Source organism: Cellulosimicrobium sp. 72-3 (genome assembly GCF_013127315.1).
Taxonomy (GTDB): domain Bacteria; phylum Actinomycetota; class Actinomycetes; order Actinomycetales; family Cellulomonadaceae; genus Cellulosimicrobium; species Cellulosimicrobium funkei.
In genome coordinates this window covers 2,145,977-2,171,441 of the sequence record NZ_CP053419.1, presented here as the reverse complement: position 1 = coordinate 2,171,441, position 25,465 = coordinate 2,145,977, and the positions used below count along the sequence as shown (strand labels likewise).

Genomic DNA, 25,465 nt, shown 5'->3' with positions numbered 1-25,465 from the left:
GTCACGACGCGGCGACCGCGCCGAGGCGTCGGGCGACGGCGTCGCACGCGGCGACGAGCTCGGCCGGGCCCGCGGCGAGCACGTCGGCGTCGAAGGCCGCGACGCGCGCCGCGAGCGCCACCCACGACCACGACCCGAGCCGGACCCGGCAGCGCTCCGGGCCCGCCGCCTCGACCGCGCCGTCCTCGACGAACGGCGCGACCGCGCGCGCCGGGGCGGCGAGCTCGACCCAGCCCTCGCACGGCCACCCGGGAGCCGGGGTCCCCGGGGCCCGCGTCGCGCCCGAGCCGCGGGGCGCCGTGCTGCCGGCGTCCCGGAGGGTCTGCGGACCCGCGCCCGGGTCGGTGCTCGGGAGGGCGCCGACGAAGCGCGCGGCGACGAACGCGGCGACGTCCCCGCCCGGCACCTCGCGTGCCGCGAACCGCGGTCCCGTCGGGGTGCGCGACGTCATCCGGTCGAGCCGGAAGGTCCGCCAGTCGTCGCGGTCGAGGTCCCACGCGACCGCGTACCAGCGGCCGCCCCGCACGACGACGTGGTGCACCTCCGCGCGGCGCGGCGGCAGGGCGGTGCGCGGGTCGTCGGGGAGCGCGGTGCCGGGTGGGGCGTCGGGCGGCGTTCCCGGCGCCGCGGGCGCGTAGTCGAAGCGCAGCACCTCCCGGCGGCGGGCCGCCGCGCTCACGGCGAGCAGGACGTCGAGGTCGACCTGCGCGGCGGGGTGCCCGGGTGCCGCGGCGACGGTCGTGACGTCCACCGCGTCGACGCGGTGCCGGAGCCGTGCGGGGAGCACCTGCCGCACGGTCGTGAGCGCGCGGACGGCGGCCTCCGCGAGGTCGTCGCCGACGCCGCTCGCGGTGATCGTGCGCAGCGCGACCGTGAGGGCCACGACCTGCTCGTCGTCGAGCAGCAACGGCGGGAGCTCGGCGCCCGCGTCGAGACGGTAGCCGCCCACGCGTCCCCGCGTCGCGACGACGTGGTAGCCGAGCTCGCGCAGCCGGTCGACGTCGCGCCGCACCGTGCGGGCGTCGACGCCGAGGCGGGCGGCGAGCTCGGGCCCCGTGCGGTCCGGGCGCGCCTGGAGCAGCGCGAGGAGCAGGAGGGTGCGGCGCGACGTCTCGGTCATGGCTCCATGCTCGCGCAGAATGCGGACACCATCCGTCCTGATGGAGCGCGAGAGTCGTGGGGTGCGCACGGGTCGTCGGCCCGGCGCACGGCCCCCGGCGACCGTCGCGGGCCACGAGCCTCCCGAGGAGAGCCCATGTCCGTCCAGACCACCCCGCACCTCAACTTCCGCGGCGACGCCCGTGCCGCGCTCGAGCTCTACCGGTCCGTGTTCGGGGGCGAGCTCGTCGTCACCACGTACGGCGACCTCGGCCAGGCCGCCGACCCGGCGGCCGCCGACCTCGTCGTCTGGGGCCAGGTCAGCGCCCCGAGCGGGTTCCGCGTCATGGCCTACGACGTCCCCTCCGACCGGCCGTGGAGCCCGGGCGAGGCGCCGTTCTTCGTGTCCGTGCGCGGCGACGACGTCGAGGAGGTCCGCGGCTACTGGGACGCGCTCGTCGACGGCTCGACCGTCGTCGCGCCGCTGGCGTCGTCCGACTGGGCGCCCGCGTACGGCATGCTCACCGACCGCTTCGGCGTGACCTGGGTCCTGGACGTCGCAGCGCCCCGCTGACCCTGGGCCACCGGCCACCGGCCGGCAACGTCCACCGGCGAGCACGGGACGGGCGACCGGATCTCCCCGGATCCGGTCGCCGGTCCCGTGCTCGGGCGCGAGAGGGGCGCGGTGTACGTGCCGAGGCACAGGGGCCTCCCTCCAGGTGCAGGGGGACCGAACCGAGGGGGAACCCATGCCCGGAAGCAAGAAGTCGGCACCGCGGAAGCCGAGCCGGCGCGAGGTGCCGCAGACGCCCGACACTGTCGACGCGCTGTACCCGCCGCTGCCCGAACGCATCCCGTTGACGCTCGAGTCCATCGCGGGCGACGAGCCCACGTACGCGGAGATGCTCGAGTCCATCTGCGGCGCGACCGACGACTCCCAGCCCGTCGAGCAGTACGACGGCACGCTCGGCGTCACGCGCGCGTACGTGGACGCCCACCAGAAGCAGGCCGTGCAGGTCCAGTGGAACGCGGGGCTCGGCGGCGTCTTCACCAACCCCGGAAACGTCGACGGCGTGCGCTGGGGGAGCGGCACCCTGATCGCGCCCGACCTCGTCCTCACGTGCGGTCACCTGTTCGACCAGAGCGCCGACGGCTGGGTCCTGCCCCGGCAGAACGGGTCGATGCAGGTCCTCACGCCGCAGCAGATCGCGACGAGCATGCACATCAACGTGCTCTTCCAGGTGGACCCGTCCGGTGTCCTGCGCACCGAGCAGAGCTTCCCGATCGTCGCGCTCGTCGAGTACCGGCTCGGCGGCCTCGACATGGCCGTCGTGCGCGTGGGCGGCAACCCGGGCAGCACCTACGGGTTCACCGCTGTCGCCACGGCCAACCCGGCCGTCGGCGACATGCTCGCGATCATCGGCCACCCCGCCGGGATGCCCAAGCGCGTCGAGGCCGGCCCGGCGACGGTCGTCACGACGAACCAGATCCGCTACGACGACATCGACACGCTCGGCGGCAACTCTGGATCCGGGATCCTCGGGCCCGCGGGCGAGCTCGTCGGCGTCCACACGAACGGTGGCTGCAACGCGGCCGGGACCGGGTCGAACTTCGGCACGGCGATCGCGGGCATCCGCGCGGTGTCGCCGACGCTCCAGGCCCTGCCCCACGGGGCGCGCACCGCGACCGCCGACGACGGCTTCACGTCCCTCGCGCAGGACGTCATCGCGACCGTGAAGGCCGCCGACCAGGTCGGCACGCTCCTGGGCGCCGACACCGCGCGCGCCGTCGACGTGCTGACGATCCGGCAGGCCGACTCGCACACGGTCGCCGACCAGATCGGGACGTCGTTCCTCCGGGACCAGGGCGGCACGCCGCGCGCCCTCGACTCCGTCTTCCAGGGCGACACCCGCTTCGCCGCGGACAACCCCGTCGGCACAGGGCTCGCGGGCGACATCGGCTCCGGGCCCGGCGACACGCTCCAGGAGGGGATCGTCGACCCCGGCGACCTCTTCGACCCCGTGGTCAACCCCGCGATCGGGCGGCTCGTGCAGGCGGGCGCGCTCGCCGGGGCGCGGCCGTTCGTCCAGGGCGCGGAGTCGCTCGTGGACGAGGACGGTCCGGGCGAGGCGGTCGACGTCGTCGGCGCCCTCGTCGAGGCCGTCGCCGAGGCGCGCGCGACCCTCGAGGCCGTCGAGGCGACCCTCGCCGCGCTCCAGGCCGGGCAGTGACCCGGGCGACCTCGCCCACGGACCGGACCGGGAGCCCGCGATGATCGGCATCGTGTCGCACGCGGACGACCTCCACACCACGGAGGTCGTCCGCCACCTGGACGCGCTCGGCGCGCCCCACGCGCTCCTCGACACGGGGCACGCGCCCCGCGACGTGGCGCTGACCTCGACCCAGGACGCCGCCGGGTGGCGCGCCGACTGGGTCGACACGAGCGCCGAGGGCGTGAGCGCGGTGGACACCACCACGCTGCGCGCCGTGTGGTGGCGCCGCCCGCAGCCGTTCGCGCTGCACGACGACCTGCGCTCCGCCCAGGACCGCGGCTTCGCCCAGGGGGAGGTCGCCGCGGCGGTCTCCGGGCTGTGGTCGTGCCTGCCTGCGACCTGGGTCAACGACCCGGACCGCGACGAGGCCGGCTCCCGCAAGATGTGGCAGCTCCAGGTCGCCGCAGGGCTCGGGCTGCGCGTGCCGCGCACGTGCATGACGAACGACCCGGCCCGCGCCCGCGAGTTCCTGCACCGGGAACCGGGACGGGTGATCTTCAAGCCGTTCAGCGGCACGCCCGCGACCTGGCGCGAGACCCGCCCCGTGCGGGACTCGGACCTCGCGCTCATCGAGAGCGTGCGGTACGCGCCGGTCATCTTCCAGGAAGCCGTCGCGGGGTCGGACGTGCGCGTGACGATCGTGGGCACGGAGCTGTTCGCGGCCGAGCTGCGCACGGAGGAGTCGGCGTACGCGTACGACTTCCGCGTCGACACCCACCACTGCCCGACGTCCGTGCACGACCTCCCCGAGCACGTCGCCACCGCGCTCCTGCGGCTCATGGAGGTGCTCGGCCTCTGGTACGGCGCGGTCGACCTGCGCCGCACGCCCGAGGGCGACTACGTGTTCCTCGAGATCAACCCGGCCGGGCAGTGGCTGTTCGTCGAGTACGCGACCGGGCAGCCGATCGCCGCGGCGCTCGCGGCGCTGCTGGCCCGTCTCGACCGCGAGGAGGCACCGGGCGCGACGCGGCGGCGCACCTGGCGCGGCAGCGCGGACTGAGCTCTGGCCTGTCGCCGGCCCGTCGCCGGCCCGTCGTCGGGCCGTCGCCGGCCGGTCGCAGGCGGGGCGGTGTCCGTGCGCGTCAGCGCCAGCGGTCGCGCCACCGCTCCCACGGTGGCGCGACCGTCCAGTTGAGGCGCAGCGTGCGCCACGCGCGGTCCATGCGGCGACGGCGCTGGCGCCGCCCGCGCAGCGAGCGCGCCGACACCCCGACGCGCCACGACCGGTCGAGCACCGTGCGCCGGCCCGGGCCGAGGCGGAACGACAGGTCGAGGTCGTCGTGCACCTCCGGGTCGTCGCGCACGACGGCGTCGCGCACCGCGGTCCACGCCGAGCGGCGCAGGGCCATGCACGAGCCCCAGAGCGCGGTGTGGCCGAGCGCGAGGTGGCACAGCACGTAGTACGCGCCGAGGTAGGCGATCGCGACGGCGGCGCGCGCGCCGCGCGGCAGGTCGTCGAACGTGCCCGTGCCGGTCATCGCGTCGAGCGTCGGGTCGGCGGCCATGCGGTCCGCGACGCGCTGCACCCACCCCGGATCGGGGAGGGAGTCGGCGTCGAGCCGCGCGATGACGTCGCCGCGCGCGGCGTCGTACCCGGTCGCGGCGGCGGCCGGGATGCCGACGCGGTCCTCGCGCACGACGACGGCGCCCCAGCGGCGCGCGACGAGCGCGGAGTCGTCGCGCGACGCGTTGTCGACGACCACGACCTCGAGCGGCGCGACGGTCTGCCGCGCGATGCGCGCCAGGCAGCGGTCGAGCGCGGCGGCGTCGTCGCGGACCGGGACGACGACCGACACGGTCGGGGCGGTGCGGGGCGTCACGGCCGGTGCTCCCGGGCGGCGGTGCCGCGCGCGAGGAGGACGCCGGCGACGACCGAGCCGAGGAGCCCGGTCGCGAGGTCGGTGACGGTGTCGCCGTAGCCGACGCCGATCCGGTCGTCGAGGAACGTGTGCCCGGCCCACTCGCCGAGCTCCCACAGGATCGCGAGGACCGCCCCGAGACCCGTGGTCACCACGGCGACGCCCGTGCACCACGGTCGGTCGTCGGCGTGCGGGGAGGGCAGCGCCCCGACCCGGACGAGCGTCACCGTCGCGAGCGCCGCGACGAGCCCGGTGCACACGGCGTGCACGGGCAGGTCGAGCCACGGCACCGCGCGGTACCACTCGAGCTGGGCGGCCCACGCGGAGGCGAGCAGCGCGGCCCCGTAGCCGACGTCGAGCACGCCGGTGACCCCGAGGGCGCGCGGCACCATCGTCCCGCCGAGCACGAGCAGGAACAGCGCGACGCCGACGCCGTCGAGCGTCGCGCCGGCCACGACGACGCTGAGCGCGGCACCGGCCCGGACCGCGTCGCCCGCGAGGATCGCGCCGCGTGCCGGGGCGGCGAGGGAGCCCGCCGTGGGGGCGGGGGTGGCGGCCATGCGGTGCTCCTGGGAGGGTGGTGCGGCGGCGGGGATCACAGCCTCACACCCCGGCGTCGCGCTCGCACGCCCGTCCGCCGGGAGCGCTCGTGGTCGCGCCTCCCGCCGCGCTCGTCGCGCTCGTCGTCGCGCCCCCCGACGTGGCCGTCGCGCGCGTCCGTCCGCCGTGCCCCTGCGGCACGGCGCAGGGGGTCAGTCCCAGGTCGCGGTCGCCGGGTCCACGCCGTGCGAGCGCGCGTTCGCCTCGGCCGCGGCGCGCAGCCACGCGGCCAGGCCCGGGGCGAGGCCGTCGTAGTGGGCACGGAACCCGGCGTCGTCGACGAACCGCCGCGCGAGGCACACGTGCCGCGCCGGCGGGCAGTCGAAGTGCGCGCCCATCGAGGCACGGTGCCGCTCGGCGAGGGCGGCCGCCCGCGGCGACGCGGGGTCGACGCCCGCGCGGCACGCCGCCGCGAGGTCGGTCTCCAGGGCTGCGACGTCGTCGGCCAGGCGCTGCCAGTCCTCGGGCGTGCGCTCCGCCGACCGCTCGGCGTACTGCGCCCACTGCGCGGTGTCGCCCCAGAGCTCGCGCGCCTGCCCGGGCCACGCCGGGTCCCAGCCCTCCCCGAACAGCGCGACCTGCTCGGTGGGCGTGAGCAGGAGCCCGCGCTCGCGCGCCGCGACGAGGCGGTCCAGCGCGCGTGCGGTGCGCTCCATCCGGGCGATCCGCTCCCCGAGCAGCGCCCGGTGCCTGCGCAGCGCGTCCAGCGCCTCGGCGCCGGTCGCGTCGAGGAGCGCCGGGACGTCCTCGAGCGCCACGCCCAGCTCCCGGTACGCCACCACCCGCCGCAGCCGTGCGACGTCGGCCGCCGCGTAGAGCCGGTAGCCCGCCGGCGTCCGTGCCGAGGGGCGCACGAGCCCGACCGCGTCCCAGTGGTGCAGCGTGCGGACGGTGACGCCCGCCGCCGCGGCCGCGTCGCCGACCGTCAGCGGGTCGGCGCCGCGGCCGGGCGTCGGGTCGGTGGTCACGTGACCCAGTGTCCACCGCGGAGCCGCGGTGCTCACGGGGCGGGCGCCTCGATCCCGATGCCCTCCAGGAACCGGGCGGGGTCGCTCCCGGCGACGAACGGGCGCGCCGCCGTCATGACGACGCGCGCGTTCTCCGGCGTGCGGACCTCGACCTCGACGGACCCCCACGGCATCTCGCGCGGGCCCGTCGTGCAGCCGGGCGTCACGGCCTCGCACGCGGTGACGATCGCGTCGACCTGCGACAGCACGCACGAGAAGCTCACCGTCAGGGCCGGCAGGTCGGGCGCGGGGGTGCCCGGGACGAGGAGCACGTCCTGGAACGCCCAGCGGCGCAGGTGCACCATGCCGCCCGGCACGGAGAACAGGTCGAAGAACCCGAGCCCGTGCGTCCAGAGCTCGACGGACGCCGCGAGGTCGTCCGTCGGGACGGTCACGAACTGCGGCATCCCGTAGATGCCGCGGAACGGCTCCGGAGCGACGGCGTCGGGCCCCGGGGCGGGGACGGGGGAGAGGTCGAAGGCGGGGAACGTGTCGGTCATGCGGGCAGCCTGCGCCCTGACGTCGCGTCAGGGTCAAGTGCCCGCGCGCGCCTCGTCGGCCAGGAGCGCGTACACGACGCCGTCGACCCAGCCGAGGTCCCGGTGGAGGGAGTCGCGCACCCCCACGCCCTCGCGCCGCATCCCCACGCGCTCCATGAGCCGCCACGACGGCTCGTTCGCGAGGAACGCGCTCGCCACGACGCGCCGCAGCCCGAGGTCCTCGAAGCACACCCGCAGCAGCGCGCGCACGGCCTCCGTCGCGTAGCCCTGCCCCTGGTGCGCCGGGTCGAGCACCCAGCCGATCTCCGCCTCGTCGTCGTGCGGGCGGTCGACGACGTCGCGCTGCGCCCACCCGTCGCGCACCGCGAGGTAGAGGTCCCCGACCACGGCACCCTCGCGCTCCACGACGAGGGTCGTCGCGAGCCGCCCCGGCTCGACGTGGTGCTCGCGCCACTCCTCGACCGCGGTGAACCGCTGCGTGAGCCACCGGTCCACCTCGGGCAGGCCGCGGTAGGCGAACAACGCGTCGGCGTCGTCCGGCCGGGCGCGGCGCAGCGTCAGGCGAGCGGTCCGCACGGGCCACGCGACCCGCTCCAGGGCGTCGGGGCGCACGTCGGTGGCGTCGGTCATGCGCCCACCCTGGCACGTGCGTGGCCTGCGCATCGAGGGGATTCCCGCGGCGCCGGACCGTCGGCCCGCGCCGCGGTCCCGACGACGGGCGCGTACGACGGCACGCCCCGCGCCGGTCTAGGGTCGCCCCCATGACGCTGTTCCTCGACGACCCCGACGAGGGTCTGTCGCCCGCGACGAGCCACCCCGCCTTCGTGTCCCTCGCCCCGGAGCCGTTCTACGACGAGGGCGAGGACCTCGCGCCGTTCGGCAACGACGCCGGGCACGACGCGCTGCGCGACCTCGAGGAGTGGTACGCCGCCGACGGGCGCGACGACGCGCTGCCCGCCTTCGTCGACGGCCTCCTGGCGGCGTGGGACCTCGGGGTCCCCGAGGACGTCTGGGCGTCCGGGCGGCAGGGTGCGGCGGACCGGCTCCGGGGCGGCGACGTCGACGAGGCGGCGCTCGCGGCCGAGGCCCGCGCGCAGATCGCGATCGTGCTCGGCCAGCTGAAGATCCGCGGCGGCCTCACGCCTCACGCGCGGGCCCTGGGCGTCGCGGTGCTCGACGTGCTCGCCGCGCTCAACGACCACGCGCGGGTCGTGAGCCCGGGCTGGCGGCACGCCGACGCCGACGCCGCGGCGACCGCCGCGATGGCCGCCGTCGTGCGGGCCGCACCCGACCTGCCCTGACGGCCCGGCCGCCCCGGACCGGCGCTCAGCGGGCCGCGTGCTCCGCGCCCGGCGCCACCTCGTGGAGCGCGCCGTCCCGGTCGAGCTCGAGCCGCACGTCGACCCCGAGGCGGGCGAGGAACCCGTCGTCGTGGCTCACCACGAGCAGCGCGCCCGCGTAGCCCGACAGCGCCTCGACGAGCCGCTCGACGCTGCGCACGTCGAGGTCGTTCGTCGGCTCGTCGAGCACGAGGAGCTGGGCGGGCGGGTCGGCGAGCAGGAGCCGCGCGAGCGCGACGCGGAACCGCTCGCCGCCCGACAGGGTGCCCACCGGGCGGTCGACGGCCGACCCGCGCAGGAGCAGGCGCGCGAGGTGGTTGCGGACCGTGCCCGGCGCGACGCCCGGGGCGCCGTCGCGGACGGTGTCGAGCGCGCTGCGCGCGTCGTCGAGGCCGTCGCGCCGCTGCGGGAGGTAGCCGACCCGGTCCGTGAGGAGCGTCCCGCCGGCGCGTCCCGGCTCGGGTGCGCGCCCGGCGAGCAGGTTCTCCAGGAGCGTCGTCTTGCCGGTGCCGTTGGCCCCCACGAGCGCGACCCGCTCGGGCCCCTGGACGACGACCGTGCGGTTCGTCCCGTGCAGCTCGGCGAGCCGACGGCCGCGCGGGACGTCCGGGTCCGGCAGCACGAGGTGCACGTGCTCGTCGTCGCGCACCCGGGCCGCCGCCGCGTCGAGCGCCTGCTGCGCGGCCTGGACCTTGGCGTCCAGGCCCTGGCGCATCGAGCCCGCCGAGACCTGGGCCGCGGACGCGCGCAGCCCCATGGAGATGCGCGACCCGGTGCGGTTCGCCTGGGCGGTCCGCGCCGTCCGCTCGCGGCGCGCGAGCTTCGTCTCGGCCTCGACGCGCTGGCGCTTCTCGGCGCGCAGGGTCTGCTCGGCGCTCCGCGCGGCCTGCGCCGCCGCGGCCTGGTCGACCTCCAGCTGCGCGCGCCACGCGCAGTACGGGCCGCCGAACGTGGTCAGCGTGCCCGCGTGCAGCTCGGCGGTCTCGTCGACGTGCTCGAGCAGCTCCAGGTCGTGGCTCACGACGACGAGCGTCCCGGGCCAGTCGTCGACGAGCGCCGCGAGCCGGGCCCGGGTGGCGCGGTCGAGGTTGTTCGTCGGCTCGTCGAGCAGCGTGATCGCGCTGCGCCGCACGCGCAGGCCGCTGATCGCGACGAGCATCGCCTCGCCGCCGGACAGCTCGCCGACGCGCCGGTCGAGGCCGACGCCGTCGAGCCCGATCTCGGCGAGCGCCTGGGCGGCGCGCGCCTCGACGTCCCAGTCGTCGCCGACGGCGTCGAAGTGCCGCTCGTCGACGTCGCCGGACTCGATCGCGCGCAGGGCGTCGAGCGTGGTGTCGATGCCGAGCAGGCGCGCGACGCTCGCGTCGCGGCCGAGCGTGAGCGTCTGGGGGAGGTAGGCGACGTCGCCGGTGGTGGTCACGCGCCCGGACGTGGGCGTCAGCAGGCCGGCGACGAGGCGCAGGAGCGTCGACTTGCCGGCGCCGTTGTCGCCGACGAGGCCCGTGCGGCCGGCGCCGAACGTGCCGGAGAGGTGGGAGAGCGCGACGGTGCCGTCGGGCCACTCGAACGTGAGGTCGGTCAGCGTCACCGCGGACCGGTGCAGGGTGGACATGGGTGTGCTCCTCGGCCCGCGGTGCCGCGGGCGTGGTCGTGCCGGGAAGGTCGGGCGGGACGTCGTCGCGCGGGCGCGCGGACGGGCCGCCGGTGGCGGGAGCGGTGGGGCGTCGTCCAGGCACGCCGAGGCCGCGGCACGAGCCGGGCAGGGGTCGCCGACGAGGGCTCCGACGGGGCGGGGCGGGGGCGAGGGTGCGCTGGGGCGGGCCGCCGACGGCTCGGCGGCTAGAGTCTGTCGACCTCGATGAGCACGTGCCGATGCTAGCAGCGCGGCCCGGCGGGGTCCGCGGGCGCAGGGTCCGCGGGCGCGGGTCCCCTCACCCCGCCGGAGCCTGCTCCCGGCCTGTGACGAGCGAGGCGACGAGCGAGGCGACGAGCGCCGCGGCGGCCGCGCCCGGGTGCGGTCGCGTCACGAGCCCGAGGGACCACGCCTCCGGCGCGTCGAGCGGCACCGCGACCGCGCCCGGCGCGGGCTCGTACATGTCCGCGGGGACCACCGCCACGCCGAACCCGGCGGCGACGAACGCGGGCAGGTCGCCGACGTCGGCCACCTCCGTGTCCGCGCGCGGCGCGACGCCCGCGTGCGCGAACGCGCGCTCGGCGACCACCCGGTTGCCGAACCCGCGCGGCGTCGTCACGACGTGCTCGTCGGCCAGGTCGCCGGGCGCCACCGACCGCGCCCCGGCGAGCGCGTGGCCCGCGGGCAGCACCGCGACGAACGTCGACGACGTGAGCCGCGTGTAGCGCAGGCCGGGGTGGTCCTCGGGCCCGAGCCCGGTGAACGCGACGTCCACGACGCCGCGCCGCACGTCCTCTCCCAGCCCCGTGGACCCGGCGGGCGACGGGGTGAGGCGCAGCACCACGCCGGGGTGGCGGTCCCGGAACGCGGCGAGGGTGCGCGGCAGCCCGAGGTACCCGAGGTTCGTGAACACCCCGAGCCGCACGGTGCCGCGCACGTGGTGCGGCCCGGGGGCGACGGCGGCACGGGCCTGGTCGACGGCGTCGAGCACCGCCCGGGCCCGGGGGAGCAGCGCCTCGCCCTGCGACGTGAGCGCGACCGAGCGCCGCGTGCGCTCGAACAGACGAGCGCCGAGCTCCGCCTCCAGCGCGCGCACGCCCGCCGAGACGCTCGACTGGACGGCGAAGACGCGCGCGGCGGCGCGCGTGAAGCTCAGCTCCTCGGCCACGGCGACGAAGTACTCGAGCTGGCGCGTCTCCATGCCGCTCACCCTACGACGTCTCATCGCTGACATCGATCAGACGGATCGGTACAAGTCGTTGGACACGATCAAGCGCGCAGGCGCACGGTGGACGCATGACGACGACCTCGGCACCTCCGACCCGCCCCGCACCCGCGCGACCGGACGACGCGCAGCGGCCCTCCCGGCCGCCGCGTGCGCGGCGCGCGCGGCCGCTCGTCTCGCACGGGTCCGGGTTCCTCGTGGTGGCGCTCGCGTTCGCCACGGCCATGGCGTTCTCGACGGTCCCGACGCCGCTCTACCCGCTGTACCAGGCGCGTGACGGCCTGCCCACCGTCGCCGTGACCGTCGTCTTCGCCGCGTACGCCGTCGGGGTCGCCGCGAGCCTCTACCTCGTCGGGCACCTCAGCGACCGGTTCGGGCGCCGCCGCGTGCTGGTCCTCGGCCTCGTGGCCGAGCTCGTCGCGGCCGTGCTGTTCCTGCTGCTGGACGGTCTGGGCGGCCTCGTCGTCGCGCGGCTCGTCTCGGGCGTGGGGATCGGGGCCGTCACCGCGACGGCGACCGCCCACCTCGCCGAGCTCCGCGCGGCCGCCCGCCCCGGCGGCCCGACGGACACGAGCGCCGTCGCGGGCCTGGCGAACATCGGCGGCCTCGCGCTCGGACCGCTCGTCGGCGGGCTGCTCGCCCAGGCCGCGCCCGCGCCGCTCACGACGCCGTACGTCGGCTTCGCCGTCCTGCTCGCCGCGGCGGTCCTCGCCGCCGCGCTCGTGCCCGAGACCGTGCCGCCCGCCGCCGCCCCGTACCGCTACCGCCCGCAGCGCGTCGCCGTGCCGCGCGGCGGGCGCGGCACCTTCGTCGCCGCGGCGGCCGCCGCGTTCGCGGGCTTCGCGGTCTTCGGCCTCTTCACGTCCCTCACCCCGAGCGTGCTCGCGACCGTGATGCACGAGGAGTCGCGCCTCGTCGCCGGGCTCGTCTCGGCCGCGGTCTTCGCCGCGGCCGCCGTCGCGCAGCTCGCCACGGGCCGGCTCGCCCGCCGGCGCCAGGTCGCTCTCGCCGTCACGCTGACGCTCACCGGGCTCGCCGTGCTCGCCGTCTCCGTCGGCACCGCGAGCCTGCCCGGGTTCGTCGCGAGCGCCGTCGTCGCGGGCGCGGGCGTGGGCATCCTCTTCCGGGGCGCGCTCGCGACGGCGGGGGCCCTGGCGGAGCCCGGCCGCCGGGGCGAGGTCCTCGCGGGGGTCTTCCTCGTCGCATACCTGGGGCTCGCCGTCCCCGTGCTGCTCCTGGGGCTCTCGCTCACGGTCGAGCCGCTGCGCCTCATGGTCGTCGTGTTCGCGGCGGCCACCGCGCTGCTCGTCGCGGCGGCCGCGCCGGGCCTGGCACGCCGGTCCTGAGCGGGCGGGGCGGACCGCGGTCCGCCCCGCCGTGCCGTGGGTCAGCGGGCGAGCTCGACCCGCGCGACGCCCCAGCCGAGAGCGTCGTGCCCGACGACGCGCCACCCGGCGCGCGCCGCGAGCCGCGCCACGTCGTCGGGCGTTCGCGGTCCGGACCCCGTCGTCGCGAGGGACAGCAGCGCGTGCTCGTGCGCGTGCGGGCTCAGGCCGTCGGGCGTGAGGTCCTCGACGAGCACGGCCCGACGCGCGGCCGCCCCCATCGCGGCGAGGAGCGCGACCACCTCGTCGTCGGTGCGGTGCCCGGTCCCGAGCGCGCACACGGCCAGGTCGGCGCCGGGCCAGGAGCCGGACGTGGCGTGGGACGAGCCCGTGCCGGCCTGCGCGCGCAGGACGGCGAGCGGCACGGGGTCCTCGACGAGCGTCGTCGTGCGGTCACCGGGCACGTCCGCGAGCAGGTCGGCCACGACGAGGGCCCCCGGCCCCCCGACGGCCACGGATTGCGCGCCCGACCACACGGGCCACGTCGGGAGGCCGGTGAGCACGTAGGGCAGGACGTCGGCGCCCTCGACGACCTCCGCGGCGAGGTCGGCGTCGGCCTCGACCTCTGCGCGCAGGGTCCGGCCGCGCGAGCGCGCCCACGCCGGGGCGTCCTCGCGCAGCGCCGGGGCGAGCGCGGCGAGCGCGAGGACCGCGTCGGCCTCCAGGCCTTCGTACTCCTCGCGCGCGTGCTCGTCGTCGAGGAGGTCCTCGCCGGCGTCGGCCAGGGCCACCTTGTCACCGTCGGAGGTCACGACCCCCGACGCCGCGAGGACGCCCACGAGGACCCGGACCGCCGCGGGAGCGACGCGGGCCGCCTCGGCGAGCGCCGCGACGTCGCGCGGGCCGTCGCCGAGCGCGTCGAGCAGCCCGAGCTGGAGTGCGGCGCGCGTCGCGAACCACGGCACGGGGGACGGCACGCCCGCGGGCTGCGCCGTGGGGACGGTGCCGGTCGCGGTGCTGCCGGGCGCGTCGCTCGCGGTGATGCCCGGGACGCCGCCCGCGGTGTCGCCGACGGTGCTGCCCGCGGTGTCGCCCGGCCTCGCGCCCGAGGGCGCCGGCTGTGCGTGCCAGTATCCGGTGACATCGACGTGCGTGCGGGGCACGCCGCGCTCGCGCGTGAGGTGGCGGCGCACCGGCAGCAGGGCCCGGCTCTCGCTCGCGGCCCACGCGTAGACGCGCCCGGGCCACCACGTGATCGCGCGCACCGCCTCGCCGAGCGCGACGCGGTCGCCCTCGGGCGCGACGACCCAGCGGACGGTGTCGCCGTCGCGCAGCGCGAGGTCCTGGCGCGCGGACGCGTCGACGACCGTCACGACGACCTGCACGGGCACGTCGACAGGACGCTCGTCGAGGAAGCGGCCGATCGCGGGCAGCGCCGTCTCGTCGCCCGCGAGCAGGGCCCAGTCGACGTCGTCGGGCCACACGGTCGAGGCCTTGGGGCCGACGAACCACAGGGCGTCACCGGGGCGCGCCGCCCCGGCCCACGCGGCGGCGGGCCCGTCGCCGTGCAGCACGAGGTCGAGGTCGAGCTCGCCCGCCACCGGGTCCCAGCGGCGCGGCGTGTAGTCGCGACCCTGCCGGTTCGGCGCGGGCGGCCAGTCGATGCCGTGCGCGCGCTGCACGGGCAGCGCGGACGCGACGTCGCCGTCGGACGCGAGGACGAGCTTCACGTGGTCGTCGAACCCCGGGGCGTCGAACGCCGGCATCGGCATGCCGTCGCGCTCGAACGCGCCCAGCTCCGGCCCGACGAGCGTCACGCGGCGCATGCGGGGCGTCACGTCGACGACACGAGCGACCTCGACGCGCCGCAGGACGAGAGGGTGGGTGCGCAGGCGGTGCTGGGCCATCAGGAGAACTGCTCCTCGACGACGTCGAGCAGGGCCATCGCCTCGTGGTAGTCGCTGCGGATCGTCCACGTGGGCAGCTCGTGCGCGGTGCCGGCGGCGAACGACGGCAGCGCGGCGAACACCGGGTCGGCGGCGAGCGCGTCGAGGTCGACCTCCGCGCCGTTGAAGCCGATGACGAACACGTTCGGCGCCGTGACGACCGACGTCACCTGCTCGGCCGACACCTCGAACATGTCACCGCCCGGCGTGTACGGCTCGGCTCCGGTCTGCTCCTGGATCGGCTGGACCGCGAACCCGAGCCGCTCGAAGATCGCGGGCAGCCCCTCGCCCTCCTGGAGGGCGTACGTGGTGCCCTCCGCCGTGCGGGCGAGGAACGCCGTCTCGCCCGCGGGCACGGTGATCGCGTCGCGCACCTCCGTGAGCCGGTCCTCGTACCCGGCGGCGAGCTCCTCGGAGGTCTCCGCGTCGTCGAACACGTCCTCGGCGAGGAATGCGAGCTGCTCCTGCCACGTCGTGTACGTGCCGCTCACGAGGACGGTCGGGGCGATCTGGCTCAGGCCGTCGTAGACGTCCGTCGCCTGCTTGAGCGGGAAGCCCCACCCGCCACCGACGATGAGGTCGGGCTCGAGCGCGAGGATCGCCTCGAGGTTGAAGCCGTCGGCGCTCCACTCCAGGAGCTCCGTGCCGTCGGCCTCGGCCTCCTGCGCCCAGAGGGGGGAGAAGGCCGGCTCGGGGTCGTCGGTCACCTCGGGCACGGTGGCGAGGACCGGGACGTCGAGCGCGTAGAGGTACCCGGCGAGCGCGTGGTTGAGCACGACGACGCGCTGCGGGTCCGTCGGGACGGTGACGTCGCCCTGGTCCGTGGCGACGACGCGCTCGGCCGAGGACGAGCCGGTGGGCGCATCGGAACCCTCGGGCCCGGCGTCGGACGTGGTGGTGCCGCCCGAGCACGCGGAGAGTGCGAGCGTCGCGGCGGCGACGAGCGCGGCCAGCGCGGTGAGGGGGCGGCGGGTGGGACGGCGGGACGGCAGCATGGGACCTCGCACTCGGGAGCAGGGACGCGGGGGCCGCACGGCGTGACCGGGGCGCACCTCGCGAGGTTAGGCTAACCACACCTGCGTGTCGTGCCGCGCCCGGACATGACACGGACGCGCCCGGACACGACACGACCGGGCGCGCGACGTCGCACCGTGTGCCCCGGGACACGTCCGAGGTCGTCCCGCAGGAGGTTCGGACCGGAGGGCCCGGCCGAGGAGAGGAGCGCCGCATGACCCCGACCGCGCTGGGCGCCGTCGTCCCGGAGAACGCCGTCCGCTTCCTCGGCCACGACACCCACGCGCACGACGAGCCGCACCTGGTCCACGTCGTCGCGGGCACCGCGGAGCTCGTGGCCGACGGCGCGCCCCTGACCCTGCGCACGCACGAGAGCGTGTGGCTCGCCCCCGGCGTGCCGCACTCCGTGCGCCTGCCGGGCGGGGCGATGGCCCTCGGGCCGGTGCTCTCGCCGGGCGTCGAGCCCCCCGTCCGGGTGCACCGGCTCGGCGTCGTGCCGGCCGTCACGGACGTCCTGACCGCTGTGCTCTGCGCGGGCCCGGCGACCCCGGAACAGGTCGCGCCGTTCCGCGCAGCCCTCGAGGAGGTGCTCCGCGGGGTCACGGGCGACCACTTCGTGCTGACGCTCCCGTCGCACCCGGTCGCGCGCGCCGTGGCCGAGGACGCCCGGCGCGGCGGTGCGACGCTCGACGAGCTCGCCGACCGACGGCACGCGAGCGCGCGCCACGTCCAGCGGCTCTTCGTCGAGGAGACGGGGCTCCCGTTCGGGCGCTGGCGCACGCGCGCCCACCTCAACGTCGCGATCGCGCGCCTGCGCGGCGGCTCGCAGCTCGACGCGGCGGCGCGCGCCGCCGGCTACGCGACGCGCGCCGGCCTGCTGCGTGCCCTCAGCCGGGAGACCGGGCAGCCGGTCGCCGACCTCGCGCGGGACCCCCTGGCGGTCCTCGACCGCGCGCCACGGGACGCGGGACCCGGTGCCCGGGCGGCTCGCGCCGACGAGCGTCTGAGCGCCTGAGCGCCTGAGCCGGATCAGCGGTCGCGCACGACCCGGTAGCGCAGCGCGGTGCGGACGCCCACCTCGTCGACGCTCACCTTCTCCAGGGTGGCGGGGACGCCGCCGTCGAACAGCCGGACGCCGCCGCCGAGCAGCACCGGCATGACGTCGACGGCGAGCTCGTCGACGAGGTCCGCCGCGAGGAGCTGGCGGAAGAGGTCCGCGCCGCCCACGAACGTCACGTCGCGGTCGCCGGCGGCCTCGACGGCGCGGCGCACCGCCTCCTCGACGCCGTCGGTGACGAACTCGATCCACAGCCGCTCGTTGCGGCGCGGCGCGGCGGGCAGCGGGCGGTGCGTCACGACGAAGATCGGTGCCTGGAACTCGTAGTCCTCCGCGTAGCTGTCGGGGTCCTCGGCGCCGTCGAACGTACGTCGCCCCATGAGCACGGCGCCGGTCTCGTCCTGGAGCCGGCGCATGTAGTCGCTGCCCACGAGCGTGTCGAAGTCCGCGTAGAGCGCGGCGCTGCTCCCGGCGGCGTCCTGCACGAACCCGTCGAGCGACACCGTCGCCCCGGCGATCACCTTGGCCATGGATCCTCCTCGTCCCTGTTGCGTGGTCGAGGGGGAGACCCGGGGCGGCGCGCGGACTCATCGGTCGGCGGGCGGCCTCCGGGTCGGCCCGCTCCCGGACGACGCCCGCCGTCGGGCCGTTCGGCAGTTCTCATTATCGTGTTGACCCTGGTCACGGGCCGTCGTGAGAGTGGCTGCCGTCCCACCCGCTCTCTCACCGTGGAGGCAGCATGCCGGACGACCCTCGCCCACCCGTCCCTCGTCCCCTGACCCGTCGCGCGCTCCTGCGCGGTGCCGTCGTGCTCGGCGCGGCGACCGCGACCGGCGCGCTCGCCGGCACCGTGGGCGGCATCGCCGCCCCGGCGCCCGCGCACGCGGCGGTGCCCGGTTTCCCGACCTTCCGCTACCTCGGGCAACCGCTCGACCGGAGCGCGTTGCGGTACAACCCGACGAACGAGCTGATCTTCCCCTCGGTCCGGTACGTCGCCGGGCGCGTCGAGGACCCGCTCGGCCGCTGGTACATGTACTACGCCCCGCACGACGCCCCGGGCGGCATCTGCCTGGCCTACGCCGACTCCGTCACCGGCCCGTGGCGCGAGCACCCCGCCAACCCGATCATCCCGCGCACCTGGGCGGGCTTCGACGTGAGCCACGTGTCGAGCCCCGACGCGTTATGGAACCCGGCGGACCGCCGGATCTACCTGTTCTTCCACGGCGAGAACCACACGACCCGGGTCGCGAGCTCGGCCGACGGCCGCAGCTTCACGTACCACAACCGGGTCGTGGGGACGTACATGCTCCCGGGCGTGAGCGAGACGTCGTACGCGCGCGTCTTCCCGCACCCGACGCAGTCGGGGGTCTACGTCATGCTGCTCATGGGCAACCACGGCGGGACGCGCAAGATCTACGTCGGCTGGTCGCAGTCGCTGACGTCCGGCTGGCAGGTCAAGCCGGAGCCGCTCATCACGCCTGCCGCGGGGGAGGGCGGCCAGGTCTCCGGGGCGCACTACTGGTCGCGCAACGGCGGGGGCCACGTCGTCTACCACGCGGGCTCGGGCAACATCCACGTCGCGCGCGTGGGGACGGGCTTCGACCGCGAGGACCACCTCGGGGTCCTGTACGACTCGGGGTCCGCCGCACCGGACCACGGGCGCGCCGCGGCGCCGTCGTTCGTGGAGGTCGACGGCCGCCTGCACATGTTCTACGAGGCCGGCCAGCGCGGCTCCACGACGATCGCCCTCGCCCGCGCGGACTGACGCCCCGGCCGGGCGCCCACCGCCCCGGGCGCCCGGCCGGGCCCGTCACGCGAGGTCGACGTCGGCCCACAGGGCGGCGTGGTCGGACGCCGCGTGCACGGGCGAGGTCATCGTGTCGTAGTGCGGGAACAGGGTCCCGTCCTTCCCGCCCCACACACCGCGGCGGAAGACCGACCCGCCGACGGTGCGCTCGAACAGCGCGGGGGAGAGCAGGACGTAGTCGATCTTCTGGCTCGCGGTCCCGTTGCCGTACGTCCCGGGACGCCCGTCGCCCCGGAAGTCCGGGTGCACGCTCACGTCCCGCAGGTCGGTCCCCTCGAGGAGCGGGCGCAGCGGCACCGACCCCGGTGTGTCGTTGAGGTCGCCGACGACCACGACGTGCTCCTCGCCGCGGGCGCGCAGGCCGGCGTAGATCGCCGCGGTGCGGGTCGCCTGGCGGCGCCGGGTCGCGTCCGACTCGGCCTGCGTCCCGTACCCCTTGGACTTGAAGTGGTTGACGAGCACGGTGAGCGTGCCGCCGCCCGGCAGCGCGACGACGTACTCGGGGCAGTCACGACCGAAGACGAGGCGTCCGCGCGAGTCCCGGTCGTCGACGTGGGAGCGCACCGTCCCGATCTCGTACGGTCGCCGCGTGAGCAGCCCGACGTCGATCCCGCGGTCGTCGTTGCCGTCGATGACCATGACGTGCGGGTAGAGCGCGCGCCCGGAGCGGGTGACGCCCGCGTCGGTGAACCGCTTGAGCGCGACGCGGCTCTCCGCCTCGACGACCGCGAGGACGTCGGCACCGACGTCGGCCACGACGCGCGCCGTGTGGGCCATCGCGAGCTCGTCGACCCGGTCCTTGACGAGGTCGACCCAGCCGACCCAGTCGCCCCGCCCGGTCGCGACCACCTCCGTGCGGGCCGTCCCGGCGGCCTGCGACCCGGTGCGGCGCACGAACCGCCCCCGCACCTGGCGCAGCACCGCGAGCGCGGCGGCGTCGGCGCGCAGCAGGCCGAGCGTCTCCAGGTGCTCCAGGATCTCGGCGCGGACGTCGGGGCCGTACCGCTCCTCGGCGATCAGGGCGTTGACCCGGGCGTGCGCCGCCAGGGCCGCGTTCCCCGCGGTCAGCGGGCCCGCCATCGCGCGCGGCCGCTCGAACAGGTTCTCGACGTTGAACGTCCCGATCCGGACCGTCGCCATCGTGGGCTCCCTCGCGCGGCCCGGGACCCGAGATGGGTGCGCGGCGCGGACCGGCTCCACCTGGAGGGAGGGGCGCGGCCGGTGTCCCGGACGCCGCCGCGGGCGCGGTCGCGGTCACGGTCACGGTCGCGGTCGCGGTCGCAGGACCGCACCACGCGGCCGGCCCGGCCGGTGTCACCGCCACCGGCCGGGCCGCCCGTGACCGGCCGGGAACGCCTGGCCGGAACCCGTCAGCGTCTGCGCGGGGCGGGCGCCGACGGGTAGATGTCACGGAACGCGGGCTCGAACGGTCTGGACAGGAGCGACAGACCCGCCTGCTCGGGCGTGCGCCCGCCCTTGGCCGCGTTGCACGGCTCGCACGCGGCGACGGCGTTGAGCCACGTCGTCGTGCCGCCCTGGCACCGCGGGACGACGTGGTCCATCGTCGTCGCGGTGCCGCCGCAGTACGCGCACCGGTAGCGGTCGCGGCGCAGGAGCGCGGCGCGCGAGTACGGCACGCGGCCCTGGCGCTCGTACACCCAGCGCGCGTGCACGTACCGCACGAGCGCGACCGACCGGGGCCGCTGATAGGGCCCGAACGTCTCGCCCTCGACGGCCTCCAGCACCTCGGCGACCTGCCGGTGCAGCATGCGGATCGCGTGGCGCAACGACACGCGGCCGAGCACCTGGCTGCCGCCGAGGTTGTAGATGACCACCTCGCTCATCGTCGCTCCTCCTGTCGTGCGTTCGCGTGCCGTGCCCCGGGACGACGAGAGCCGCCCCAGGACGGTGCCCCAGGACGGCTCTGCAGGTGGACGACGCACGTCGTCTACCTGAGGAGCGCCCTTCGGGACGGGTCGACGGACCACTCGTGCGTCACGCGGGTCCACCTGCCCTTCACCGGTCGTCATGGTCGAGCGTCCGGGCGGGTGTCGACCGGACGCCACGAGGCTATGCCCGCGAGCGCGCGACGTCCACGGTTTTGCGCCGGGGGCGTCAGGCGTCGTCCCGCGCGTCCGCCTCCGCCGCCGTCCCGGCCGCCGTCGGGCCCGACGGCGCCGTCGGCGCCACGCGGCGTGCGCGCACCGCACCCGAGAGCTGGACGAGCAGCGCGCCCGACAGGACCCACACGAGCCCGGCGGCCGAGGCCGACCCGCCCGCGAGCGCGGCGACCGTCCCCGCGGCCACGACGGGCACGGCGAGGACCAGCGCGGTGCGGACGTCGCGCAGCACCGCGTGCACGCCCGCGGACGCCAGGCCGTGGACGGCGAACGCCCCGACGAGCAGCGCGAGCTCGGCCGGCTCGAGCGCGCGCGCCGGGCGGTCCAGCACGCCGCCGAGCGCGCCCGCGAGCGTGGCGAGGGCCCCCGTCGTCACGAGGTGCAGGAACCACGCGACCCGGGGCGGCACGCCGGCCGGGCGCAGGAGCGCCACGCCCGCGTACCCGGAGCGCACCGTGAGCGCCCACAGCCCGACCAGCAGGGTGAACGCCCCCGCGCCCGCCACGAGCAGGGTGCGGTCCCACTCGGCCTCGCTCGCGGCGTCGATCGCCTGGATGAGGCCCTCGCCGAGCACGATGATGACGAACAGCCCGAGCCGCTCGCCGAGGTGGGGCACGTCGCTCGCGGCGGCGTCGACCGTCGTCGGGACCTCCAGGTCGCGCCGCCGCCCGCGGTCCGGCGCGCCCGGTCGTGCACGACGGCCGCCGAGCGCACGACCCCGGCCCCGGCGCTCGCGGACCTCGTCGAGGCGTTCCTGCGCGCGCCGCACGAGCCGCTCGCCCGAGAGCGTGAGGAGCAGCAGCAGGTCGATCGCGAGGCCGACGCCCCACAGCACGTACCGGGTCTGGCCGTCGGCCCACCACGACACGACCCACGGCACGACGCCGGCGAGCGCCTGCACGACGGGCAGGTCCACGACGACGGTCGTGCGCCGCCACGGGCGTGCGGCCACGAGGCGGCCCACGACGTAGGCGACGGCGAACGCCCGGGCGTGCTCGTCGTGGATGCCGGGGACGGCGGCGATCATCACGGCGAGCGCGGCCATCCCGGCGAGGATCGGCAGGGACCGCGCGCCCTCTCCCGCGACGTTGCCGTACGTCGTGAAGCACGCCCACACGAGCCAGAAGGCCGTGTACGCCACGACGTACAGCGCGAGCCCGCCGCCGTCGTGGTCCTCCTGGAGGAGGTGGGCGAGCATGCCGATGCCCGCGACGACGACGAGGTCGAAGAACAGCTCGAGCCAGGAGGCGTGGCGCTCCTCGCCGACGGGCGAGGTCCCCGCCGCGGGGGCGGCCGTCACGGGCGGCCGTCGGGCGCGTCGGGCGAGGTGGGCGAGGTGGGGACGGGCGCGGGTTCGAGCGGGAGCCGCACGACGAACCGCGTGTCGCCCGGCACGGACGTCACGGCGAGGTCGCCGTGGTGCTTGTTGACGACGATGCGCCACGAGATGTCGAGACCGAGCCCGGTGCCCTGCCCGACGGGCTTCGTCGTGAAGAACGGCTCGAAGATGCGCGGGCGCACGGCGTCGGGGATCCCGGGGCCGGTGTCGGCGACCTCGACCTCGGCGTGGTCGTCGACGCGCCGGGTGGTCACGGTGAGGGTGCCGGTGCCGGCCATCGCCTGCGCGGCGTTCTCGACGAGGTTGGTCCACACCTGGTTGAGCTCGGCGGCGTACACGGGCACGGGGGGCAGGTCGGGGCCGTAGCGACGCACGATGTCGATGCCGTCGAGGGTGTGGTCGAGCATCGTCAGGGTGGAGTCGAGCAGCTCGCGCAGGTCCACGGGCCGGAAGGGCGCCCGGTCGAGCTGGGAGTACTGGCGGGCGGCCCCGACGAGGGAGGAGATGCGCACGGTGGCGTCCTCGATCTCGGCCATGAGCTGCTCGGTCTCGATGGTGTACGCGAGCCAGCTCACCGCGCCGGTGAGCGCGCCGGCGTCGACCCGTCCGGCGACGCGCTCGAGCCACGGCTCGTCGATGCCGGCCTGGACGAGCGCGGGGGAGACCCGCCACCCCTCGGGCAGGCCGTGGTCGTCGAGCCAGTCGGTGAGGCGGTCCTCGAGGTCGGAGGTCTCCAGGGCGCCCACCGCGTCCGCGGTGCGCGTGTCCGCGTACCGCTCGAGCGCCTCCTCCTGGAGCCGGATCAGCTCGGCGAGCGTGGCGCGGTCGTAGGGGCCGTCGGCGATGAGCGCGAGCTTGTGCCGCATGGCCGCGACGCGCTCGCGCAGGGTCCCGGTGGCGCGCACGGCGGCGGCGGCCGGGTTGTTGAGCTCGTGGGTGAGGCCCGCGGACAGGGACCCGAGCGCGAGCAGCCGCTCGCGCTGCCCGACGAGCTGCTGCGCGTCGCGCGTGCCCCAGAACACTCCCTCGAGCAGGTGCACCGCCATGGGGAACCACTCGGTCATGAGCTTGGCGAAGTCGTGGGCCGCGAGCACGAAGAAGCGCGAGGGCTCGAGCGCGCGCGCCGAGTGCAGGTAGGTCTGGGGCAGCCGGTCGCCGAGGTAGGCGTTCCAGGCGCCGAGGTAGACCCCGACCTGACGGGTGCGCGAGACCTCGACCTCGTCCTCGCCGACGCGGCGGTAGAGCGCGACGCCGCCGTCGAGCAGGACGTAGAACGCCTCGGCGGGCGCGCCCTCGTGCAGCAGCCAGCCCGCGTCGTGCCGCTCGACATGGCCGGTCGCGCACAGCCAGGCGAGCTGGTCGTCGGTGAGGTGCTCGAACAGGAACGTGGCGCGCAGCTCGTCGACGTCGCACGGCAGCCAGCCGCGCGCGGCGGCGGCCGCGGCGGTGCCGGGCGCGGTGCTGGCGCCCGCGGGGGGCGGGGTCGTGGTGGGGTCCTCGGTGCTGGTCACGGTGTCGCCTCCGGGTCGGTCGGGGCTGTGTCGTCGGGGCTGGGTAGCGGGAGCGTGGCGGGACGGGGTCAGAGCTGTTCGAGGTAGCGGTGGACGAGCATGACGGCCATGGCCCCCTCCCCGACGGCGGACGCGACGCGCTTGGCCGACTCCGCGCGCACGTCCCCGGCGGCGAACACGCCGGGCACGGACGTCTCCAGGTGGTAGGGCGGACGGTCGAGCGTCCACCCGGCGGGCGGGGCGCCGTCGTGCAGGAGGTCGGGTCCCGCGAGCACGAACCCGCGGGGGTCGCGCGCGACGACGCCGTCGAGCCAGTCGGTGCGGGGCGCGGCGCCGATGAACACGAACGCCCACCCGCACTCGACGCGCGACGTCGCGCCGGCGTCGAGGTCGCGCAGCTCGAGGTGCTCCAGGTGGTCGTCGCCCGACGCCGCGACGACCTCCGTGCGGGTGAGGACCCGCACGCGCGGGTGGGCCTCGACCTGCTCGACGAGGTAGGACGACATGGACCGGGCGAGCGAGTCGCCGCGCACGACGAGCGTCACCTGCTTGGCCTCGCGCGCGAGGTAGAGCGCCGCCTGCCCGGCGGAGTTCGCGCCCCCGACGACGTACACCTCCTGGTCCTGGCACGCGGACGCCTCGGTGAGCGCCGAGCCGTAGAAGACGCCGCGGCCCACGAGGTCGGCGAGGCCCGGGCCGTCGAGCAGCCGGTAGGAGACGCCGGACGCGAGGATGACGGTGTGCGCGTCGATCGACGTGCCGTCGGGGAACCGCACCGAGCGCGCCGGGCCGTCGACGTCGAGCTCGACGGCGTCGCGCGTCGTGACGATCTCGGCACCGAACCGCACGGCCTGGCGGCGCGCGCGCTCGGCGAGCTGGGCGCCCGAGATCCCGTCGGGGAAGCCGAGATAGTTGTCGATGCGCGAGCTCTGGCCGGCCTGGCCGCCGGTCGCGGTGCGCTCGACGAGCACCGTGCGCAGCCCCTCCGACGCCCCGTACAGCGCCGCGCTGAGCCCCGCGGGCCCGCCGCCCACGACGACGAGGTCGTAGAAGTCGGCCGCGGGGCGCGTGGCGAGCCCGACGCGCTCGGCGAGCGTCGCGTCGTCGGGCGCGACGAGGGGCTCGCCCTCGGGCGTGACGACGAGGGGGAGGGTCTCGCCGTCGGCCTGCGCGGCCGTGAGCAGGCGCGCCCCCTCGGCGGACTCGGACGGGTACCACCGGTAGGGGACGCGGTTGCGCGCGAGGAACTCGCGCACCTGCGACGAGCGCGCCGACCACCGGTGCCCGACGACGACGGTCTCGGCGGGCCGGCGGCGGTCGGTCGCGGACCACGCCTCGAGCTGGGCGTCCACGACGGGGTAGAGCTTCTCCTCGGGCGGGTCCCACGGCTTGAGCAGGTAGTAGTCGAGGTCGACGACGTTGATCGCCTCGATCGCGGCCTCGGTGTCCGCGTAGGCGGTGAGCAGGACGCGCCGCGCCGCGGGGAAGAGGTCCATCGCCTGCTCGAGCAGCTCGACGCCCGTCATGCCGGGCATGCGGTGGTCGGCGAGGACGACGGCCACGTCCTCGCCGCGCAGCGCGAGCTCGCGCAGCGCCGCGAGCGTCTCCGCACCGGACTCGGCACGCACGATCCGGTACCGGTCGCCGTAGCGGCGGCGCAGGTCGCGCGCGACCGCGCGCGAGACCCCGGGGTCGTCGTCCACGGTGACGAGGGCGGGGCGGGTCGTCGCGACGGTGGGTTCCACACGGCCTCCTCGGGCACCAGGACGGGCGACTGCCATCCTCTCCCCGCCGTGGCCGCGCGTCCACGG

General features: G+C 76.7%; 23 protein-coding genes. 7 read left to right on the top strand and 16 right to left on the bottom strand.

Going from position 1 to position 25,465, the window contains the following annotated elements; translation table 11 throughout:
* Position 1 precedes the first annotated feature (1 nt).
* A complete protein-coding gene (locus HKK73_RS09855) occupies positions 2-1,120 on the bottom strand; it encodes a YafY family protein (protein ID WP_085387915.1) in 1,119 nt (372 codons plus the stop codon).
* A gap of 135 nt (positions 1,121-1,255) precedes the next feature.
* On the opposite strand from HKK73_RS09855, the gene HKK73_RS09850 reads away from it, so the two are divergent.
* The 3 genes from HKK73_RS09850 to HKK73_RS09840 all read left to right on the top strand — a co-directional run bounded on the left by HKK73_RS09850 (position 1,256) and on the right by HKK73_RS09840 (position 4,371).
* Positions 1,256-1,672, top strand: coding sequence for a VOC family protein (locus HKK73_RS09850; RefSeq protein ID WP_034652300.1), 417 nt, complete (start codon positions 1,256-1,258; stop codon positions 1,670-1,672).
* A gap of 175 nt (positions 1,673-1,847) precedes the next feature.
* Positions 1,848-3,329, top strand: coding sequence for a serine protease (locus tag HKK73_RS09845; protein WP_043657698.1), 1,482 nt, complete (start codon positions 1,848-1,850; stop codon positions 3,327-3,329).
* Between the two features lie 40 nt (positions 3,330-3,369).
* Positions 3,370-4,371: an MvdC/MvdD family ATP grasp protein gene (locus tag HKK73_RS09840; protein ID WP_171467903.1), complete on the top strand. Its 1,002-nt coding sequence runs from the start codon at positions 3,370-3,372 to the stop codon at positions 4,369-4,371.
* An 82-nt stretch (positions 4,372-4,453) separates the two neighbouring features.
* On the opposite strand, the gene HKK73_RS09835 is transcribed toward HKK73_RS09840, so the two are convergent.
* The 5 genes from HKK73_RS09835 to HKK73_RS09815 all read right to left on the bottom strand — a co-directional run bounded on the left by HKK73_RS09835 (position 4,454) and on the right by HKK73_RS09815 (position 7,967).
* Entirely contained in the window at positions 4,454-5,191 is a 738-nt protein-coding gene (locus HKK73_RS09835) for a glycosyltransferase family 2 protein (protein ID WP_171467902.1), read from the bottom strand.
* Positions 5,188-5,790, bottom strand: a complete 603-nt coding sequence (locus HKK73_RS09830) for a hypothetical protein (RefSeq protein ID WP_171467901.1) — start codon at positions 5,788-5,790, stop codon at positions 5,188-5,190. Before HKK73_RS09830 ends, HKK73_RS09835 begins: the two co-directional genes overlap by 4 nt.
* 192 nt (positions 5,791-5,982) lie before the next feature.
* On the bottom strand, positions 5,983-6,798 hold the full coding sequence (locus HKK73_RS09825; protein WP_171467900.1) for a MerR family transcriptional regulator: 816 nt from the start codon (positions 6,796-6,798) through the stop codon (positions 5,983-5,985).
* Positions 6,799-6,830: 32 nt separating this feature from the next.
* Positions 6,831-7,337, bottom strand: a complete 507-nt coding sequence (locus HKK73_RS09820) for a VOC family protein (protein ID WP_171467899.1) — start codon at positions 7,335-7,337, stop codon at positions 6,831-6,833.
* A gap of 33 nt (positions 7,338-7,370) precedes the next feature.
* Complete coding sequence (locus HKK73_RS09815) at positions 7,371-7,967, bottom strand: GNAT family N-acetyltransferase (RefSeq protein WP_171467898.1); 597 nt, start codon at positions 7,965-7,967, stop codon at positions 7,371-7,373.
* A gap of 131 nt (positions 7,968-8,098) precedes the next feature.
* Between HKK73_RS09815 and HKK73_RS09810 the strand changes: the two genes are divergently transcribed.
* Positions 8,099-8,638, top strand: coding sequence for a hypothetical protein (locus tag HKK73_RS09810; RefSeq protein WP_051028402.1), 540 nt, complete (start codon positions 8,099-8,101; stop codon positions 8,636-8,638).
* Between the two features lie 25 nt (positions 8,639-8,663).
* Here HKK73_RS09810 and HKK73_RS09805 read toward each other — a convergent pair whose 3' ends face one another.
* Both HKK73_RS09805 and HKK73_RS09800 read right to left on the bottom strand, forming a co-directional pair.
* A complete protein-coding gene (locus tag HKK73_RS09805; RefSeq protein WP_171467897.1) occupies positions 8,664-10,289 on the bottom strand; it encodes an ABC-F family ATP-binding cassette domain-containing protein in 1,626 nt (541 codons plus the stop codon).
* A gap of 319 nt (positions 10,290-10,608) precedes the next feature.
* Positions 10,609-11,511 (bottom strand): LysR family transcriptional regulator, encoded by a 903-nt coding sequence (locus HKK73_RS09800; RefSeq protein WP_034655259.1) that lies wholly within the window; start codon positions 11,509-11,511, stop codon positions 10,609-10,611.
* Positions 11,512-11,606: 95 nt separating this feature from the next.
* On the opposite strand from HKK73_RS09800, the gene HKK73_RS09795 reads away from it, so the two are divergent.
* On the top strand, positions 11,607-12,881 hold the full coding sequence (locus tag HKK73_RS09795; RefSeq protein ID WP_171467896.1) for an MFS transporter: 1,275 nt from the start codon (positions 11,607-11,609) through the stop codon (positions 12,879-12,881).
* A 41-nt stretch (positions 12,882-12,922) separates the two neighbouring features.
* Here HKK73_RS09795 and HKK73_RS09790 read toward each other — a convergent pair whose 3' ends face one another.
* A complete protein-coding gene (locus HKK73_RS09790) occupies positions 12,923-14,767 on the bottom strand; it encodes a siderophore-interacting protein (RefSeq protein ID WP_171467895.1) in 1,845 nt (614 codons plus the stop codon).
* The gene (locus HKK73_RS09785; protein WP_171467894.1) at positions 14,767-15,801 is read right to left on the bottom strand and encodes an ABC transporter substrate-binding protein; all 1,035 of its coding nucleotides are present in this window, start codon (positions 15,799-15,801) and stop codon (positions 14,767-14,769) included. The genes HKK73_RS09790 and HKK73_RS09785 overlap by 1 nt, the downstream gene beginning before the upstream one ends.
* 233 nt (positions 15,802-16,034) lie before the next feature.
* Here HKK73_RS09785 and HKK73_RS09780 point away from each other — a divergent pair, with 233 nt between their 5' ends.
* Positions 16,035-16,835 carry a helix-turn-helix domain-containing protein gene (locus HKK73_RS09780; RefSeq protein ID WP_114553523.1) on the top strand — a complete coding sequence of 267 codons (801 nt, stop codon included), beginning with the start codon at positions 16,035-16,037 and terminating at the stop codon, positions 16,833-16,835.
* Between the two features lie 14 nt (positions 16,836-16,849).
* Here HKK73_RS09780 and HKK73_RS09775 read toward each other — a convergent pair whose 3' ends face one another.
* Positions 16,850-17,407, bottom strand: a complete 558-nt coding sequence (locus HKK73_RS09775; protein ID WP_171467893.1) for a dihydrofolate reductase family protein — start codon at positions 17,405-17,407, stop codon at positions 16,850-16,852.
* Between the two features lie 209 nt (positions 17,408-17,616).
* Between HKK73_RS09775 and HKK73_RS09770 the strand changes: the two genes are divergently transcribed.
* On the top strand, positions 17,617-18,642 hold the full coding sequence (locus tag HKK73_RS09770) for a hypothetical protein (protein WP_171467892.1): 1,026 nt from the start codon (positions 17,617-17,619) through the stop codon (positions 18,640-18,642).
* 45 nt (positions 18,643-18,687) lie between these two features.
* Here HKK73_RS09770 and HKK73_RS09765 read toward each other — a convergent pair whose 3' ends face one another.
* The 5 genes from HKK73_RS09765 to HKK73_RS09745 form a co-directional block, all read right to left on the bottom strand.
* Complete coding sequence (locus tag HKK73_RS09765) at positions 18,688-19,824, bottom strand: endonuclease/exonuclease/phosphatase family protein (RefSeq protein WP_171467891.1); 1,137 nt, start codon at positions 19,822-19,824, stop codon at positions 18,688-18,690.
* Between the two features lie 230 nt (positions 19,825-20,054).
* Positions 20,055-20,528, bottom strand: a complete 474-nt coding sequence (locus HKK73_RS09760; RefSeq protein ID WP_009863577.1) for an HNH endonuclease — start codon at positions 20,526-20,528, stop codon at positions 20,055-20,057.
* Positions 20,529-20,799: 271 nt separating this feature from the next.
* Positions 20,800-22,104, bottom strand: coding sequence for a low temperature requirement protein A (locus tag HKK73_RS09755; RefSeq protein ID WP_171467890.1), 1,305 nt, complete (start codon positions 22,102-22,104; stop codon positions 20,800-20,802).
* Positions 22,101-23,654, bottom strand: coding sequence for an ATP-binding protein (locus HKK73_RS09750; RefSeq protein WP_253705606.1), 1,554 nt, complete (start codon positions 23,652-23,654; stop codon positions 22,101-22,103). Before HKK73_RS09750 ends, HKK73_RS09755 begins: the two co-directional genes overlap by 4 nt.
* A gap of 68 nt (positions 23,655-23,722) precedes the next feature.
* Positions 23,723-25,399: an FAD-dependent oxidoreductase gene (locus tag HKK73_RS09745; protein ID WP_253705605.1), complete on the bottom strand. Its 1,677-nt coding sequence runs from the start codon at positions 25,397-25,399 to the stop codon at positions 23,723-23,725.
* Positions 25,400-25,465 lie beyond the last annotated feature (66 nt).

Excerpts from the sequence above, each read along its gene's own strand:
- HKK73_RS09855 (WP_085387915.1), bottom strand. The coding sequence starts at position 1,120 with ATGACCGAGACGTCGCGCCGCACCCTCCTGCTCCTCGCGCTGCTCCAG.
- HKK73_RS09850 (WP_034652300.1), top strand. The coding sequence starts at position 1,256 with ATGTCCGTCCAGACCACCCCGCACCTCAACTTCCGCGGCGACGCCCGT.
- HKK73_RS09845 (WP_043657698.1), top strand. The coding sequence starts at position 1,848 with ATGCCCGGAAGCAAGAAGTCGGCACCGCGGAAGCCGAGCCGGCGCGAG.
- HKK73_RS09840 (WP_171467903.1), top strand. The coding sequence starts at position 3,370 with ATGATCGGCATCGTGTCGCACGCGGACGACCTCCACACCACGGAGGTC.
- HKK73_RS09830 (WP_171467901.1), bottom strand. The coding sequence starts at position 5,790 with ATGGCCGCCACCCCCGCCCCCACGGCGGGCTCCCTCGCCGCCCCGGCA.
- HKK73_RS09820 (WP_171467899.1), bottom strand. The coding sequence starts at position 7,337 with ATGACCGACACGTTCCCCGCCTTCGACCTCTCCCCCGTCCCCGCCCCG.
- HKK73_RS09815 (WP_171467898.1), bottom strand. The coding sequence starts at position 7,967 with ATGACCGACGCCACCGACGTGCGCCCCGACGCCCTGGAGCGGGTCGCG.
- HKK73_RS09810 (WP_051028402.1), top strand. The coding sequence starts at position 8,099 with ATGACGCTGTTCCTCGACGACCCCGACGAGGGTCTGTCGCCCGCGACG.
- HKK73_RS09805 (WP_171467897.1), bottom strand. The coding sequence starts at position 10,289 with ATGTCCACCCTGCACCGGTCCGCGGTGACGCTGACCGACCTCACGTTC.
- HKK73_RS09800 (WP_034655259.1), bottom strand. The coding sequence starts at position 11,511 with ATGGAGACGCGCCAGCTCGAGTACTTCGTCGCCGTGGCCGAGGAGCTG.
- HKK73_RS09795 (WP_171467896.1), top strand. The coding sequence starts at position 11,607 with ATGACGACGACCTCGGCACCTCCGACCCGCCCCGCACCCGCGCGACCG.
- HKK73_RS09790 (WP_171467895.1), bottom strand. The coding sequence starts at position 14,767 with ATGGCCCAGCACCGCCTGCGCACCCACCCTCTCGTCCTGCGGCGCGTC.
- HKK73_RS09785 (WP_171467894.1), bottom strand. The coding sequence starts at position 15,801 with ATGCTGCCGTCCCGCCGTCCCACCCGCCGCCCCCTCACCGCGCTGGCC.
- HKK73_RS09780 (WP_114553523.1), top strand. The coding sequence starts at position 16,035 with ATGACCCCGACCGCGCTGGGCGCCGTCGTCCCGGAGAACGCCGTCCGC.
- HKK73_RS09775 (WP_171467893.1), bottom strand. The coding sequence starts at position 17,407 with ATGGCCAAGGTGATCGCCGGGGCGACGGTGTCGCTCGACGGGTTCGTG.
- HKK73_RS09770 (WP_171467892.1), top strand. The coding sequence starts at position 17,617 with ATGCCGGACGACCCTCGCCCACCCGTCCCTCGTCCCCTGACCCGTCGC.
- HKK73_RS09765 (WP_171467891.1), bottom strand. The coding sequence starts at position 19,824 with ATGGCGACGGTCCGGATCGGGACGTTCAACGTCGAGAACCTGTTCGAG.
- HKK73_RS09760 (WP_009863577.1), bottom strand. The coding sequence starts at position 20,528 with ATGAGCGAGGTGGTCATCTACAACCTCGGCGGCAGCCAGGTGCTCGGC.